This window comes from Psychrobacter fulvigenes, assembly GCF_904846155.1.
GTDB classification, from domain to species: domain Bacteria; phylum Pseudomonadota; class Gammaproteobacteria; order Pseudomonadales; family Moraxellaceae; genus Psychrobacter; species Psychrobacter fulvigenes.
The window spans coordinates 39,941-54,948 of sequence record NZ_CAJGZP010000001.1; the positions used below are offsets into that span (position 1 = coordinate 39,941).

A 15,008-nucleotide genomic window follows, 5' to 3' on the forward strand; every position below is an offset into this window, starting at 1 on the left:
GATGACGACATCAACATACATGGCCGCATTGGCGGCCCTGGATGAAGCGCCAAGGGAAGAAGTCAGCCAGGTATTTATTTCGCCGCTGGGTGATCAATCGACCGAGGTCGATGCAGAGACAGAAACAGCCGCTTTTGTATCACGGCCAGACCCTATGAGAGAGAGCGAAACTAAGCCGATAAGTATTGAGGTTAATGGCGGCAGGAATGAGCGGTCAGCATTCGCGGAGGCGGCGGGGCTGTACCTGTAGGCGCACCGGGCTGGCCACAACCAGCCCGGCACTTTCAATCAACACCTACTGGAGAGGTGAATTATGACAACACAACATATTATCGAACCAGGGCAAGCAGTGCATCAAGCAGCGGCTATTCTTTCTTCTTTGGAGTACATCAACCAAGCGGAAGCGCGGAGCCTTGGGCCATTGGCCGAAGCCGTCGCTAATGCTTTTATGGTGGTGTACTACCAAGCTGAAACGGGCCGGGCGACACAGGCTGATTTTCAAGAAGCAATGAACGCCTTGCGCCAAGCGTGCAGCTAATGACGAAAGGGCGGCCACTCGAACTGGCCGCCTTTTTCAATCTTCACTGTTTGGCCATTCCCGACCCACAGACGGCGCATCCATCCATTCGCGTTCCTCCGGCGGCAGCGGGTAAGCCCCGGATGCTTCCGCGTCGGCCAGTAGTTCGGCCAGTGTGTAGCGCACCCGACCAGTGGAAACGGCGCGGGCCGGGTCGGCCTTCTCATGCAGCCTGTTCTCTAGGTTCTTTGGGTCTGTCATCGGGCGACCTCAGCAAGCATGGATACTAGGTGTTCCAGGTCAGTGATCGAATGCGCCAGGAAGCGGCCGGCGCGGCAATCTGCAATCATTTCCTCAGTTTTTTCCTACTCATGTTCAACCTCGTTCGTACCAGCTCTTCGAGCGATTCACCACGCGCACGACCAGCAGCATCACCGGCACTTCGACCAGGACGCCGACCACGGTTGCCAATGCAGCGCCGGAGTGCAGACCGAACAAGCTGATGGCGGCCGCCACGGCCAGCTCGAAGAAGTTGCTGGCACCGATCAGGGCCGAAGGACAGGCGACAGAGTGCTTTTCCCCCGCCCGCTTGTTCAGCCAGTAGGCTAACCCGGAATTGAAGAACACTTGAATCAAGATCGGCACGGCTAGCATGGCGATCACTAACGGCTGCCGGATGATGGCCTCGCCCTGGAAGGCGAACAGTAGAACCAACGTCAGCAGCAGCGCGGCCATCGACCACGGCCCGATCTTCTGCATGGCCCGTTCAAAGGCGGCCTGTCCTTGCTTGAGCAGATGCCGCCGCAAGAGCTGCGCCAGGATCACCGGCACGATGATGTAGAGCACGACCGAAATCAGCAGCGTGTCCCAAGGCACCGAGATCGAGGACATGCCCAGCAGCAGGCCGACGATGGGCGCGAAGGCCACGATCATGATGGCGTCGTTCAGAGCCACTTGCGAGAGCGTGAAAAGCGGGTCGCCGTTGGTAAGGCGGCTCCACACGAACACCATTGCCGTGCAGGGCGCGGCGGCCAGCAAGATCAAGCCCGCGATGTAGCTGTCCAGTTGATCGGCCGGCAGGAACGGAGCGAACACTTGTCGGATGAACAGCCACCCCAGCAGGGCCATCGAGAATGGCTTGACGGCCCAATTCACGAACAGCGTGACGCCGATGCCGCGCCAATGCTCTTTGACCTGGTGCAGCGCCCCGAAGTCGATCTTGACCAGCATCGGGACGATCATTACCCAAATCAGCAGGCCCACCGGCAAATTGACCTGGGCCACTTCCATGCGGCCTATGGCCTGGAACACGTCAGGAAGGCCCTGGCCGAGCGCAACACCGGCGACGATGCACAGGGCCACCCACAGCGTCAGGTAACGCTCGAAGCCGCTCATCGGGGCCTGGCGCGGCTTCGCGGCGATGGCCTGTGCGCCGGCGCTCATGCTTCCTGCTCGGTCTTGCCGATGTTCGCCAGCTCGCGCTTGATGGCCGTCTGGTCAAGCATTTTGAGAGGCAGATTCACGAACAGGCGGACGCGGTTCATCATGTGCCGGAAGGTTTGTTCGAAGGCCCGGCGCTTCTCGGCGTCAGTGCCTTCGACGGCGGCCGGGTCTTCAAATCCCCAATGCGCCGAGATCGGCTGACCAGGCCACACCGGACACATTTCGCCGGCGGCGTTGTCGCAGACGGTGATGATGAAGTCCATCTTCGGTGCGTCGGGCGTGGCGTACTCGTCCCAGCTCTTGCTGCGCAGATTCTCGGTCGGGTAATTCACCGACTCCACCTTTTCGACGGCGAAGGGATTGACCTTGCCGGTTGGGTGACTGCCGGCGCTGTAGGCGCGGAAGCGCCCTTGCCCCATCGTGTTGATGAGAGCTTCGGCCATGATGCTGCGCGCCGAATTGCCGGTGCAGAGGATGAGGACGTTATAGATTCTTTCGGTCATGATGTTTCGCTTTCTGGTAGTGGCTGGGGAGCAATGGCGATGGATGAAAGATCGGTGGCCTCGTCGATGACGTGGCCGGCCGCTTTCCGTTCGGAATAGCGGTCTGTCAGTGCTTCACGGTGCGGCCGTACCAGCGCCGTGAAGCGCACCAGTTCTTCCATCACATCGGCTATTCGGTCGTAGTACGGCGAGGGCTTCATGCGGCCCGCCGCGTCGAACTCTTGGAACGCTTTGGCGATACTCGACTGGTTCGGAATGGTGAACATTCGCATCCAGCGGCCGAGCAGACGCAAGGTGTTCACGGCGTTGAAGCTCTGCGAGCCGCCGGATACCTGCATCACGGCCAGGGTGCGGCCTTGGGTCGGCCGGATGCCGGCCATTTCAAGCGGCAGATGGTCAATCTGCGCCTTCATGACACTGGTAATCTGACCGTGGCGTTCCGGGCTGCACCAGACTTGTCCCTCTGACCACTCGGACAGGGCGCGCAGCTCCTTGACGGCCGGGTGATCGTCGCTTTGCACTTGATCGGGCAACGGCAAATCGGACGGGTCGAAGATGCGTGTTTCTGCGCCAAAGAATTGCAGCAGCCGGGCCGCTTCCTCGACGGCCAGCCGTGAGAACGAGCGGGCGCGCAGCGAGCCATACAGCAGCAGGATACGCACCGGCGGGGCGTCGGGTGCCAGCCCGAGCGCCGGGCGCTCGATGGCAAAGGATTTGTCCAAAGCGGGCAAAGAATCGGGGTCGGAAAGATGGCGAAGTCTCATGCCAACACCTTCCCGGCTTCCGTGGTGCAAGACAGGTTGCACACCTGGCCGCCGCAGCAGTTTTCCGTGAGAAAGGCCACCAGGTTAGTGGCCGTCGAAAAGTTCGCCTCGTAGATCACAAATCGGCCTTCTTGCCGCGACGTGACCATGCCGGCGTGTGCCAGCTCTTTCAGGTGGAAGGATAGCGAAGACGGCGGGATGCCGGCCGCTTCGCTGATTTTTCCGGCGGCCATGCCGGCGGGGCCGGCCTGGACGAGAAGCCGGAACACCGCGAGGCGCGATTCTTGAGCGATGGCCGCCAGGGCGGCTACAGCATTTATCGTTTCCATGTTTCAATAATAGTCGAAATATGGAGTGTGCTCAATAGCTCATTTAAGCTGTAAAAATGAGCTAGGCGCATTTAGATCGATATGTGATAAATTGGCCTGCCAGTTTAAGATGGGTGCATTTGAGTATGCCCAAAGGAGCCCGCAAGTATGCGCAGGACGAAGCCAGTAGCCGCGCCGATGGTGGCGCGGGTCTATCTGCGCGTCAGCACCGACGCGCAGGACTTGGAACGCCAAGAGGCGATCACTACGGCCGCGAAGGCCGCCGGCTACTACGTCGCCGGCATCTACCGTGAGAAGGCATCCGGCGCACGCGCCGACCGGCCTGAGCTGCTGCGCATGATCGGCGACCTACAGCCCGGCGAGGTGGTCATTGCCGAGAAGATCGACCGCATCAGCCGCCTACCTTTGCCCGAGGCCGAGCGCCTGGTGGCCTCGATACAGGCCAAAGGCGCACGCCTGGCCGTCCCTGGCGTGGTCGATCTATCCGACCTGGCGGCCGAGGCCCAGGGCGTCGCCAAGATCGTGCTGGAAGCCGTGCAGATCATGCTTTTTCGCCTGGCCTTGCAGATGGCCCGCGACGACTACGAGGACAGGCGCGAACGCCAGCGCCAAGGCATTGAGTTGGCCCGCCAGGCCGGGCGGTACAAGGGCCGCCGTGCTGATCCGAAGCGCCGCGCCCAAGTTGTCGCGCTGCGCAAGTCCGGCTACAGCATCAACAAGACCGCCGAGCTGGCCGGGTACAGTGCGGCCCAGGTGAAACGGATATGGGCCGAGGTCAGCCAGGCCGAAGCGAAGCAGCACGGCGCGTTCGTGGAGGACGCATTGACGGAAGCCGATGCCCTGGCCGCTGTCGGCCAGGATGAGCGCCAGGAGGAAAGGGCATGAAGAAGCCGAACCAAGACGACGAGCCGTTTTTCATCACCGAGGAGATTGCGGCCGAAATGATCGCCGGCGGCTATGAGTTCGAGCTGCCGCCCATTCCTTGCACCATCCGCCTACGCGACGTGCTGGAGCGCATGACCGATGCTGAGCTAGCATTGCAGCCGGGCGAGATCGCCGACCAGGAGCGTGAACGCTGCCGGCGCAAGCCGTGTTCAACCTCATGATCTGGTCATGGTATTTTTCATGGCACTGAGCCTGATAGTTCTTGCAAATTGTTGTCACTAAAGGGTTTTGTGTGCTTGTTTACAATCGAGTGGGAGTGACGGGCACTGGCTGGCAATGTCTAGCAACGGCAGGCATTTCGGCTGAGGGTAAAAGAACTTTCCGCTAAGCGATAGACTGTATGTAAACACAGTATTGCAAGGACGCGGAACATGCCTCATGTGGCGGCCAGGACGGCCAGCCGGGATCGGGATACTGGTCGTTACCAGAGCCACCGACCCGAGCAAACCCTTCTCTATCAGATCGTTGACGAGTATTACCCGGCATTCGCTGCGCTTATGGCAGAGCAGGGAAAGGAATTGCCGGGCTATGTGCAACGGGAATTTGAAGAATTTCTCCAATGCGGGCGGCTGGAGCATGGCTTTCTACGGGTTCGCTGCGAGTCTTGCCACGCCGAGCACCTGGTCGCTTTCAGCTGTAAGCGTCGCGGTTTCTGCCCGAGCTGTGGGGCGCGGCGGATGGCCGAAAGTGCCGCCTTGCTGGTTGATGAAGTACTGCCTGAACAACCCATGCGTCAGTGGGTGTTGAGCTTCCCGTTTCAGCTGCGTTTCCTGTTTGCCAGCCGGCCCGAGATCATGGGGTGGGTGCTGGGCATCGTTTACCGCGTCATTGCCACGCACCTGGTCAAGAAAGCGGGCCATACCCACCAAGTGGCCAAGACGGGCGCGGTCACCCTGATCCAGCGTTTTGGATCGGCGCTCAATCTGAATGTTCACTTCCACATGCTGTTTCTCGACGGTGTGTATGTCGAGCAATCCCACGGCTCAGCGCGTTTCCGCTGGGTCAAGGCGCCGACCAGCCCAGAGCTCACCCAGCTGACGCACACCATCGCCCACCGGGTGGGTCGCTATCTGGAACGGCAAGGCCTGCTGGAACGGGATGTCGAAAACAGCTATCTGGCCTCGGATGCGGTGGATGACGACCCGATGACACCCCTGCTGGGGCACTCGATCACTTACCGTATCGCTGTCGGTTCACAGGCGGGGCGAAAGGTGTTCACTTTGCAAACTCTGCCGACCAGTGGTGATCCGTTCGGTGACGGGATTGGCAAGGTAGCCGGGTCCAGCCTGCACGCCGGCGTGGCGGCCAGGGCCGATGAACGCAAGAAGCTCGAACGGCTGTGCCGGTACATCAGCCGCCCGGCGGTATCCGAGAAGCGGCTGTCGTTAACACGAGGCGGCAACGTGCGCTACCAGCTCAAGACGCCGTACCGGGACGGCACCACGCACGTCATTTTCGAACCATTGGATTTCATTGCAAGGCTGGCCGCCCTGGTACCGAAGCCCAGAGTCAACCTAACCCGCTTCCACGGGGTGTTCGCACCCAACAGTCGGCACCGGGCGTTGGTCACGCCGGCAAAACGGGGCAGGGGCAACAAGGTCAGGGTGGCTGATGAACCGGCAACACCAGCACAACGGCGAGCGTCGATGACATGGGCGCAACGGCTCAAGCGTGTTTTCAATATCGACATCGAGACCTGCAGCGGCTGCGGCGGCGCCATGAAAGTCATCGCCTGCATTGAAGACCCTATAGTGATCAAGCAGATCCTTGATCACCTGAAGCACAAAGCCGAAACCAGCGGGACCAGGGCGTTACCCGAAAGCCGGGCGCCACCGGCTGAGCTGCTCCTGGGTCTGTTTGACTGACGAGCCTGAAGGCCAACGATACCAATCAAAATGCTGCGTTCACAGCGCCGCGGCAGGGATCCGCCGTGCTGGTTGTCGGAAAAGGAGCCGCTAGTGGGAAAGAGGAGGGTAAATTTTCAGCGTTGCTGGCTCCCCGTCAGCCGGATTGGGTTGCATCGCAGGGGTGTCGAAAGAGTCAACTGCGGTCCAAAGCTGTTGGACTTGGGTGAAAAGGGCGTTTATTCTTCCTATACGTGCAGAGGAATACGGCATAAGCTCCGCAACGGTGGCAAGGCTTCTCCGCATAGACAAGCTGATAAACGAGTTCAAGGTGCTTGTTGACCGTGGAAATATAAAGGTCCGTTCTGCCGTTGACCTTTCATATCTTACAGAGGAACAGCAGAGAAATGTGTACAAGGTTATGACCGAAAAAGATGTTACTGTCATTGATATGAAAATGGCGAAACAGCTCCGTGAGATAGCATCATCTTACACGATAGTCACCGATGAGCTGATAACCGATGTGCTGAACGGTGAGTACGATTCGGACGAAAAGCCAAAGGACAAGGGAGAAAAGATAACGCTCCCCACCGCAACATACAAGAGGTATTTAAGCAGTTATTCCAAAAAGGAAGCGAACGAGATAATAGAAAAGGCCCTTGCTCTGTACTTTGAGCAGGGCGAATAACGGAGGTATTTAAAATGGAAAAGATGATTATTCAAGGCAAGGTAAAAGAGGTTTTTATGCTCAAAGGAACTGGCAGAATGCTTGACATTTTCGGCGTGAGGATAGCACAGGCGGACGGTTTGGAGGAGCTTGTGGAGTGCGAAGCTGCCGAGCTTGACAAAAGGCTTCACCCCGGAACGAAAATTGCGGTTCTGGCATACCGCACGGACAGGGACGATGACGGAAATCCTGCGGACAGGATTATTGCTAAGACTTTGAATTATTGATACTGTTTAAATAGGTATGACAAAGGCTCAATGGAGGGATTCCTCGTTGAGCCTTTATCTGTATTTTATATTGTCGATAAACTGGAATTTTATTTATTCAGCAAGTCTTGTAATTCATCCAAAAAACGGCAAACATGAAAGCCATCACAAACGGCATGATGCACTTGAATCGATAAGGGAATATAGTATTTTCCGCCATCCTCATAATACTTCCCAAACGTAAATATCGGCAGTAGATAGTCATATCCTTTTTTCAGATTTAAATTAAAGCCTTCAAAGCTTGTCCACGGTATCATAGAAACAGGGAAAGTGTTTTCCGGAGGATTAGGCTTTGCGAACATTCCCGTTCGTTCACCAAAAGCGTCTATATCCTTTTGGTAGTTCTGAAGAAACTCAGTGTAATCTGCTGCAAATTCAGTCCAAATGCTCGAAAATGTTTCTGTTTCCTTATGAAAAACTGTGTAGCAAGGCATCATTTCCAAAAAAACGCCTACCTGTCCGTTTTCATCTAATGCTGTTCTGAACTCTTCATGTCGATTGATTATCGTTGTAACTCCATATAAAAGAGTCGGGTATAACTTTTTTCCACCATTTCTTAAATTGGAAATATCGAGTTTTACCGTCATACTATATGTGCAAGGTGTATTGTAAAGATAGTGGTCGAAATATTCTTTTCGTGCCCAATTATTCACATCAATCTTTGTAAATTGCATCATTCATCCTCCGCAAATTCCGATTTATCGGGCAGATGAAAAATCCACCCAACTAAATTTTACCACAAGCACAATGAAAAATCAATCATCTTTAAGAAACTTATACGCAGGAATATCCAGAGCCTTGGCAATGTCAAACAGGGTATCAAGAGATACTGTGCGGTTTACGTTCGGAGCTTCTACCGCACCTATAAAAGCCGTGTTCTTGTTGATTTGCTCTGCAAGCTGTTCCTGTGTTATCCCTTTCAGCTTGCGGTAATAGCTGATTTTCAAACCGATTCTTCTGTATTCTTCGTAGTATTCCTCTTTCATATCGCCACCGTCCTTTACGTATAGGAAGTTCAAACGCCCTTTTCGGGCAGTCTGCTGGGTAGGCGGCGGTCGCGCAAGCCCCGTTTTGGGCACAGATCGGACGTCTGTGAGTGGGATTTCGGCATCGCGGGGCCACGCAGCGGCGTTGTCAGCAGCCATGCTTCGCTGATTCCCGACAGCGGGCCGAGCGCCGCCCTGCGGATCGTGGCCGCATCGGCTCGGATTCCGGTTTCGCCGTCGGCTGTGCAGCCGGCAGATCGTCACGCGGCTTGCACTGGCGGTGCGCGCGCTGCGGGCCTGTAGTGCGCTTCTTCCCGCGCGCCCTGCTTCACGAAGTGGCCAAGGATGGCGCGGATGGCGGCAGGTTCCTCGATGCTGGCGACGATCCGCACGGTGCCACCGCAGTGGACGCAGGCGGTGACGTCGATGGAAAAGACCCGCTTGAGGCGTTGCGCCCAGCTCATCGAACGGCGCTTCTCCTCGGGGCTGCGCGGCGCGTCGTTCGCGCTTGCGTCCGCCGGCTCCACAGCGGCGTCATGCCGCCTGCCGCGCCCCGATGGCGTCAACTGTGCGCGCAGGACGGCGTTCGGGGCAAACACCCCGTGGAAGCGGGTCAGGTGGGCGCGCGGTGGCGGGACCAGCGCCGCCAGCTTGGCGATGAAATCCACCGGATCCCATTCCACATGCGTGGTGCCATTGCGCCACGGGGTCTTGAGCTGGTAACGCACCCTGCCCTGGAGCGCTATCGACAGCCGCTTCTCGCTGATCGCCGGGCGCGTGATGTAGCGGCACAGCTTTTCCAGCTTGTGGCTTTCGTGTGCTTCGGCCGCCACGCCGGCATGCAGTGAGAAGCCGCCGACCTTGCCGGCTTCGCCCTCCAGCGAACCGGCGTCACCGGGCAGCGTTTGCAGCGTGACGACCTTGCAGCCAGCGTCGCGGCCGATGGCGATGCGGTAGGTGATCGAACTCATCCGCAGCCCATCCATGCTGTCGTCGCCTGCAGCGCTGTCTGCCAGGAAGGCCGATTCGCCCTCCCCTTCGAGCCAGCCTTTGCGCGTCAGGTGCCGACACACCCGGTGCGCGATGGTAGCTGCCAGCTGGGTCAACTGCGCGGTGGTGGGCGCACGGGCGCGGTGCAGGCGCAGTTCGCGCCGCGGCAGCTCGGTGGCTTCCACGTACACGCCGTCGAGCCACAGCATGTGGAAGTGGATGTTCAGGTTCAGCGCGCTGCCGAAACGCTGGATCAGCGTCACCGCGCCGCACTGGGCGCTGGCGCGGTCGATGCCGGCTTGATCGGCCAACCAGCCGGCGCTCACGCGCTGCACGATGCCCAGCACCGGGCCAATGGCTTCTGGCTTGCTGGCGAACAGGAAACGCAAGGGGTACGGAAAGCTCAGCACCCATTGCCGCACAGGCCGCGGGCCGAACACCTCCTCGACCAGGTGCCGCGCACTCTCAGCCATGCGTCGCGCGCCGCAACTCGGGCAGAACCCGCGCTTCTTGCAGGAGAAGGCCACCAGCCTCTCTGCACGGCAGTGCTCGCACACCACCCGCAGGAAGCCGTGCTCGAGCACGCCGCAACGCAGGTAGGCATCGAACGCCTCGCGGACATACCCGGGCAGCGAGCGGCCCTCCGCTTCGATCCGTGCAATGAAGTCCGGGTAGTGCGCTCATGGCACTGAGCCTGATAGTTCTTGCAAATTGTTGTCACTAAAGGGTTTTGTGTGCTTGTTTACAATCGAGTGGGAGTGACGGGCACTGGCTGGCAATGTCTAGCAACGGCAGGCATTTCGGCTGAGGGTAAAAGAACTTTCCGCTAAGCGATAGACTGTATGTAAACACAGTATTGCAAGGACGCGGAACATGCCTCATGTGGCGGCCAGGACGGCCAGCCGGGATCGGGATACTGGTCGTTACCAGAGCCACCGACCCGAGCAAACCCTTCTCTATCAGATCGTTGACGAGTATTACCCGGCATTCGCTGCGCTTATGGCAGAGCAGGGAAAGGAATTGCCGGGCTATGTGCAACGGGAATTTGAAGAATTTCTCCAATGCGGGCGGCTGGAGCATGGCTTTCTACGGGTTCGCTGCGAGTCTTGCCACGCCGAGCACCTGGTCGCTTTCAGCTGTAAGCGTCGCGGTTTCTGCCCGAGCTGTGGGGCGCGGCGGATGGCCGAAAGTGCCGCCTTGCTGGTTGATGAAGTACTGCCTGAACAACCCATGCGTCAGTGGGTGTTGAGCTTCCCGTTTCAGCTGCGTTTCCTGTTTGCCAGCCGGCCCGAGATCATGGGGTGGGTGCTGGGCATCGTTTACCGCGTCATTGCCACGCACCTGGTCAAGAAAGCGGGCCATACCCACCAAGTGGCCAAGACGGGCGCGGTCACCCTGATCCAGCGTTTTGGATCGGCGCTCAATCTGAATGTTCACTTCCACATGCTGTTTCTCGACGGTGTGTATGTCGAGCAATCCCACGGCTCAGCGCGTTTCCGCTGGGTCAAGGCGCCGACCAGCCCAGAGCTCACCCAGCTGACGCACACCATCGCCCACCGGGTGGGTCGCTATCTGGAACGGCAAGGCCTGCTGGAACGGGATGTCGAAAACAGCTATCTGGCCTCGGATGCGGTGGATGACGACCCGATGACACCCCTGCTGGGGCACTCGATCACTTACCGTATCGCTGTCGGTTCACAGGCGGGGCGAAAGGTGTTCACTTTGCAAACTCTGCCGACCAGTGGTGATCCGTTCGGTGACGGGATTGGCAAGGTAGCCGGGTCCAGCCTGCACGCCGGCGTGGCGGCCAGGGCCGATGAACGCAAGAAGCTCGAACGGCTGTGCCGGTACATCAGCCGCCCGGCGGTATCCGAGAAGCGGCTGTCGTTAACACGAGGCGGCAACGTGCGCTACCAGCTCAAGACGCCGTACCGGGACGGCACCACGCACGTCATTTTCGAACCATTGGATTTCATTGCAAGGCTGGCCGCCCTGGTACCGAAGCCCAGAGTCAACCTAACCCGCTTCCAGGGGAGCCCGCAGAATTCGGAAAAAATCGTACGCTAAGGTTTTCCGGGCAGCCGTAGCGGTCTGAACTTCCCGTCTTCCAGCCTGCGGCTCTGCCGCCAGACGTAATCGCCGGTCAGGTTGATGTGTTCCCAGCCCAGAGGCGACAGGTATTGCAGCAGTTCCCCGTCCACCGGCTTGCCAGTTTCGCCTAGCGCCTGGGTGGCGCGCTCCAGGTACACCGTGTTCCACAGCACGATGGCGGCTGTCACCAGGTTGAGGCCGCTGGCCCGGTAGCGCTGCTGCTCGAAGCTCCGATCCCTGATTTCGCCGAGACGGTTAAAGAACACTGCCCTGGCTAGGGAGTTGCGCGCTTCACCCTTGTTCAATCCGGCATGCACGCGGCGGCGCAGCTCGACACTCTGCAACCAGTCGAGGATGAACAGCGTGCGCTCGATCCGGCCCAGCTCGCGCAGGGCCACGGCCTGGCCATTCTGGCGCGGATAGCCGCCGAGCTTGCGCAGCATCAGCGAGGCTGTGACGGTGCCCTGCTTGATCGAGCTGGCCAGGCGCAGGATGTCGTCCCAATGGGCGCGAACGTGCTTGATGTTCAGGGTGCCGCCGATCATCGGTCGCAGCGTTGGGTAGGTCTGCACGCCTTGCGGCACGTACAGCTTGGTTTCACCCAAGTCGCGGATACGCGGCGCAAAGCGGAAGCCCAGCAGGTGCATCAGGGCGAAGACGTGATCGGTGAAGCCGGCCGTGTCGGTGTAGTGCTCCTCGATCCGCAAGTCGGATTCGTGGTACAGCAGGCCGTCGAGCACGTAGGTGGAATCGCGCACGCCGACATTCACCACGCGAGTGCTGAACGGAGCGTACTGGTCGGAGATGTGGGTGTAGAACAGCCGTCCCGGCTCGCTGCCGTACTTCGGGTTGACGTGCCCGGTGCTTTCGCCCCGGCCGCCCGCGCGGAAGCGCTGGCCATCGGAAGAGGAAGTCGTGCCGTCGCCCCAATGGGCGGCAAAGGCATGGCGGTACTGGTGGTTGACCAACTCGGCCAGGGCCGCCGAGTAGGTTTCGTCTCGGATGTGCCAGGCTTGCAGCCAGGACAGCTTGGCGTAGGTCAGGCCGGGGCTCGACTCGGCCATCTTGGTCAGCCCGAGGTTGATTGCATCGCCCAGGATCGCTGACAGCAGCAATGTCCGGTCTTTGGCCTCGGCACCGTCCTTCAGGTGTGTGAAGTGGCGGCTGAAGCCCGTCCAGTCGTCCACGTCCATCAGCAGTTCGGTGATCTTGATGCGCGGCAGCAAATGGCTGGTCTGGTCGATCAGCGCCTGCGCGGTATTGGGCACCGCGGAATCCAGCGGGGTGATCTTCAGCCCGGACTCGGTGAGGATGGCATCGGGCAGCTCGTTGTCCTTGGCCAGGCGGGTGACGGTGGCCAGCTGCTCGTCCAGCAGCTGCAAGCGCTCTTCCAGGTACTGGTTGCTGTTCGGGTTGATCGCCAGGGGCAGAGCCTGCGCATGCTTGAGCGCGGCGAACCTCTCTGCCGGCAGCAGGTAGTCGTCGAAGTCGCGGAACTGCCGCGAGCCCTTGACCCAGATGTCACCGGAGCGCAGCGCGTTCTTCAGCTCGGACAGGGCGCAGATTTCGTAGAAGCGCCGGTCGAGGCCTTCCGGGGTTATCACTAGCGGCTTCCAGCGCGGCTTGATGAAGGCGGTGGGCGCATCGGCCGGCACCTTGCGCAGGTTGTAGGCGTTCATCTCGCTCAGGGTCTGCACGGCTGCCAGCACGCCTTGCGCAGCCGGGGCAGCGCGCAGTTCCAGCACCTCCAGCAAGGCCGGCGTGTAACGGCGCAGAGTGGCGAAGTTCTCGCCGACCAGGTGCAGATGGTCGAAGCCTTCCGGCCGGGCCAGCAGCTCGGCCTCGCTGACGCTCTCGGTGAACTCGTCCCAGGGAATCACCGCCTCAATGGCGGCATAGGGATCGCTACCGCTTTCCTTGGCTTCCAGCAGAGCCTGGCCGATCTTCGAGTACAGGCGCACCTTGTCGTTGATCGCCTTGCCCTGCTTCTGGAACTGCTGCTGATGCTTGTGCTTCGCGCTGCTGAACAGCTTGACCAGGATACGGTCGTGCAGATCGACCAACTCATCAATCACCGTCGCGGTGCTCTCCAGCACCACGGCGGCCAGGGTCGCGTAGCGTCGCTGCGGCTCGAACTTGCCGAGGTCTTTGGGCGTCATCTGCCCACCCTCGCGGGCCAGCTTGAGCAGGCGGTTCTGGTGGATGTGTCGGCCCAGGCCTTCGGGCAAGTCCACCAGCTGAAATGTCTTCAGCCGCTCGATGTGTTCGAGCATGTGGCGGGAGTTCGGTTTCAGCGGTGCCTGTCGCAGCCAGGTCAACCAGGTGATGCTGCTGCCGGCCTTGAGCTTCAACAGCTCGTCCAGCTTGGCCCGATGCGAGTCCGTGAGTGGTTCGACCAGGGCGCGGTAGACTCGGCGATTGGCCCGCGCAATGGCCTCCGAACAAGCTCGATCAATTACGCTCAACGCCGGCAGAATGCGCCGCTTCTGTCGCAGGCTCTCCAGGGCCTGACCGGCCAGCAGTAAGCCCTTGTCGGTCTGCTGGGCCAACTCGGTCAGCTCGCGCACCAGGGCGCGGAAGTCGGACAGGCCGAACGGGGCCAGTTGTAGGTAGGTGCGCAGTTCCTGGGCGTGCTCGCGGCGAGTCACGTCGCGTTCGCCGTACTTCAACCAACTCGCCGGGTCGGCCTGAACTTGCTTGGCCACCCACTGGATGACCGGCTCGGGCGGCTCGCTGTCGGTGCCCAACGCATAGCCGGGGTAGCGCAGCAGGCTGAGCTGCACCGCGAAGCCCAGGCGGTTGGCGTCGCCGCGCCGCTGGCGGATCAGCGACAGGTCGGAGTCGTTGAAGGTGTAGTAGCGGATCAGGTCATCCTGGCTTTCCGGCAACGCAAGCAAGGTGTCGCGCTCCGTAGCCGAGAGAATCGAGCGACGCGGCATGGTTCAGTCGTCCTTGCGAAGGTACTGATAGAGGGTTTCTCGGCTGATGCCGAACTCGCGGGCGAGCTGCGCCTTCGGCTCGCCCGCAGCGGCCCGCTGCCGCAGCGTGATGGCTTGCTCGTCGGAGAGGGCTTTCTTGCGGCCCCGGTAGGCACCGCGCTGCTTGGCCAGGGCGATGCCCTCGCGCTGCCGCTCGCGAATCAGGGCGCGCTCAAACTCGGCAAAGGCCCCCATGACCGACAGCATCAGGTTGGCCATCGGCGAGTCCTCGCCGGTGAACACCAGGCCTTCCTTCAAGAACTCGATGCGCACACCGCGCTGGGTCAGCTTCTGCACCAGGCGGCGCAAATCATCGAGGTTTCGTGCCAGGCGATCCATGCTGTGCACCACCACGGTGTCGCCTTCGCGAACGAAACCGAGCATGGCCTCCAGCTGGGGACGCTGGGTGTCCTTGCCCGAGGCTTTGTCGGTGAACAGCTTGCCGACCTCGACCTGTTCAAGTTGGCGTTCCGGGTTCTGGTCGAAGCTGCTGACCCGGACGTAACCGATGCGTTGTCCCTGCAAGATGCCTCCATGGGCTGGATGGGCGGCAGGGCTTGCGTTGGTTTTTGGTTCCATTGCGCCCGAAGCCTTGAATTTGTCAGGCTGAAATCTATGACCTTGG

The 15,008-nt window shown here is 59.9% G+C and carries 16 protein-coding genes and 2 pseudogenes; 8 read left to right on the plus strand and 10 right to left on the minus strand.

Translation table 11 applies throughout. From position 1 onward, the window contains the following. Nucleotide 1 precedes the first annotated feature (1 nt). Together JMX03_RS00150 and JMX03_RS00155 are read left to right on the plus strand one after the other, a co-directional pair. A complete protein-coding gene (locus JMX03_RS00150) occupies nucleotides 2-250 on the plus strand; it encodes a hypothetical protein (protein ID WP_000213809.1) in 249 nt (82 codons plus the stop codon). A 63-nt stretch (nucleotides 251-313) separates the two neighbouring features. Then, on the plus strand, nucleotides 314-538 hold the full coding sequence (locus tag JMX03_RS00155) for a type I toxin-antitoxin system ptaRNA1 family toxin (protein WP_000211355.1): 225 nt from the start codon (nucleotides 314-316) through the stop codon (nucleotides 536-538). A gap of 36 nt (nucleotides 539-574) precedes the next feature. Here the strand turns inward: JMX03_RS00155 and JMX03_RS00160 are convergent, their stop codons facing one another. From JMX03_RS00160 to JMX03_RS00180, 5 genes are all read right to left on the minus strand, one after another. After that, nucleotides 575-778, minus strand: a complete 204-nt coding sequence (locus JMX03_RS00160; protein WP_000131871.1) for a hypothetical protein — start codon at nucleotides 776-778, stop codon at nucleotides 575-577. Nucleotides 779-892: 114 nt separating this feature from the next. After that, nucleotides 893-1,960: an ACR3 family arsenite efflux transporter gene (gene arsB, locus JMX03_RS00165; protein WP_001272375.1), complete on the minus strand. Its 1,068-nt coding sequence runs from the start codon at nucleotides 1,958-1,960 to the stop codon at nucleotides 893-895. After that, a complete protein-coding gene (locus JMX03_RS00170) occupies nucleotides 1,957-2,463 on the minus strand; it encodes an arsenate reductase ArsC (protein WP_000140066.1) in 507 nt (168 codons plus the stop codon). Before JMX03_RS00170 ends, arsB begins: the two co-directional genes overlap by 4 nt. Continuing rightward, a complete protein-coding gene (gene arsH / locus JMX03_RS00175) occupies nucleotides 2,460-3,227 on the minus strand; it encodes an arsenical resistance protein ArsH (RefSeq protein WP_001239389.1) in 768 nt (255 codons plus the stop codon). Before arsH ends, JMX03_RS00170 begins: the two co-directional genes overlap by 4 nt. Beyond that, nucleotides 3,224-3,556, minus strand: coding sequence for an ArsR/SmtB family transcription factor (locus JMX03_RS00180; protein WP_000447876.1), 333 nt, complete (start codon nucleotides 3,554-3,556; stop codon nucleotides 3,224-3,226). The genes arsH and JMX03_RS00180 overlap by 4 nt, the downstream gene beginning before the upstream one ends. A 147-nt stretch (nucleotides 3,557-3,703) precedes the next feature. Here JMX03_RS00180 and JMX03_RS00185 point away from each other — a divergent pair, with 147 nt between their 5' ends. The 5 genes from JMX03_RS00185 (at nucleotide 3,704) to JMX03_RS00205 (ending at nucleotide 7,299) form a co-directional block, all read left to right on the plus strand. After that, on the plus strand, nucleotides 3,704-4,441 hold the full coding sequence (locus JMX03_RS00185; RefSeq protein ID WP_001366550.1) for a recombinase family protein: 738 nt from the start codon (nucleotides 3,704-3,706) through the stop codon (nucleotides 4,439-4,441). Next, nucleotides 4,438-4,662 carry a hypothetical protein gene (locus tag JMX03_RS00190; RefSeq protein ID WP_000743213.1) on the plus strand — a complete coding sequence of 75 codons (225 nt, stop codon included), beginning with the start codon at nucleotides 4,438-4,440 and terminating at the stop codon, nucleotides 4,660-4,662. Before JMX03_RS00185 ends, JMX03_RS00190 begins: the two co-directional genes overlap by 4 nt. Nucleotides 4,663-4,872: 210 nt before the next feature. After that, nucleotides 4,873-6,366, plus strand: coding sequence for an IS91-like element ISCR2 family transposase (locus tag JMX03_RS00195; RefSeq protein ID WP_001120888.1), 1,494 nt, complete (start codon nucleotides 4,873-4,875; stop codon nucleotides 6,364-6,366). Nucleotides 6,367-6,571: 205 nt separating this feature from the next. After that, nucleotides 6,572-7,033, plus strand: coding sequence for a hypothetical protein (locus JMX03_RS00200; RefSeq protein WP_201593786.1), 462 nt, complete (start codon nucleotides 6,572-6,574; stop codon nucleotides 7,031-7,033). A 14-nt stretch (nucleotides 7,034-7,047) separates the two neighbouring features. Further along, nucleotides 7,048-7,299 (plus strand): hypothetical protein, encoded by a 252-nt coding sequence (locus JMX03_RS00205; protein WP_201593787.1) that lies wholly within the window; start codon nucleotides 7,048-7,050, stop codon nucleotides 7,297-7,299. An 89-nt stretch (nucleotides 7,300-7,388) separates the two neighbouring features. Here JMX03_RS00205 and catA read toward each other — a convergent pair whose 3' ends face one another. The 3 genes and pseudogenes from catA to JMX03_RS00220 form a co-directional block, all read right to left on the minus strand. Beyond that, nucleotides 7,389-8,012 (minus strand): type A chloramphenicol O-acetyltransferase, encoded by a 624-nt coding sequence (gene catA / locus JMX03_RS00210; protein WP_201597661.1) that lies wholly within the window; start codon nucleotides 8,010-8,012, stop codon nucleotides 7,389-7,391. 81 nt (nucleotides 8,013-8,093) lie between these two features. Next, on the minus strand, nucleotides 8,094-8,483 hold the full coding sequence (locus tag JMX03_RS15075) for a helix-turn-helix domain-containing protein (RefSeq protein ID WP_201593788.1): 390 nt from the start codon (nucleotides 8,481-8,483) through the stop codon (nucleotides 8,094-8,096). Between the two features lie 101 nt (nucleotides 8,484-8,584). After that, nucleotides 8,585-9,994, minus strand: a pseudogene (locus JMX03_RS00220) (IS91-like element ISCR14 family transposase); the annotation flags it as partial. Nucleotides 9,995-10,187: 193 nt separating this feature from the next. Between JMX03_RS00220 and JMX03_RS00225 the strand changes: the two are divergent. Beyond that, nucleotides 10,188-11,348: pseudogene (locus JMX03_RS00225) on the plus strand (IS91-like element ISCR2 family transposase); the annotation flags it as partial. 29 nt (nucleotides 11,349-11,377) lie between these two features. Here JMX03_RS00225 and JMX03_RS00230 read toward each other — a convergent pair. Continuing rightward, nucleotides 11,378-14,344 (minus strand): Tn3 family transposase, encoded by a 2,967-nt coding sequence (locus tag JMX03_RS00230; protein ID WP_201593789.1) that lies wholly within the window; start codon nucleotides 14,342-14,344, stop codon nucleotides 11,378-11,380. A gap of 3 nt (nucleotides 14,345-14,347) precedes the next feature. Further along, the gene (locus tag JMX03_RS00235) at nucleotides 14,348-14,908 is read right to left on the minus strand and encodes a recombinase family protein (protein ID WP_003090771.1); all 561 of its coding nucleotides are present in this window, start codon (nucleotides 14,906-14,908) and stop codon (nucleotides 14,348-14,350) included. Nucleotides 14,909-15,008: the final 100 nt, after the last annotated feature.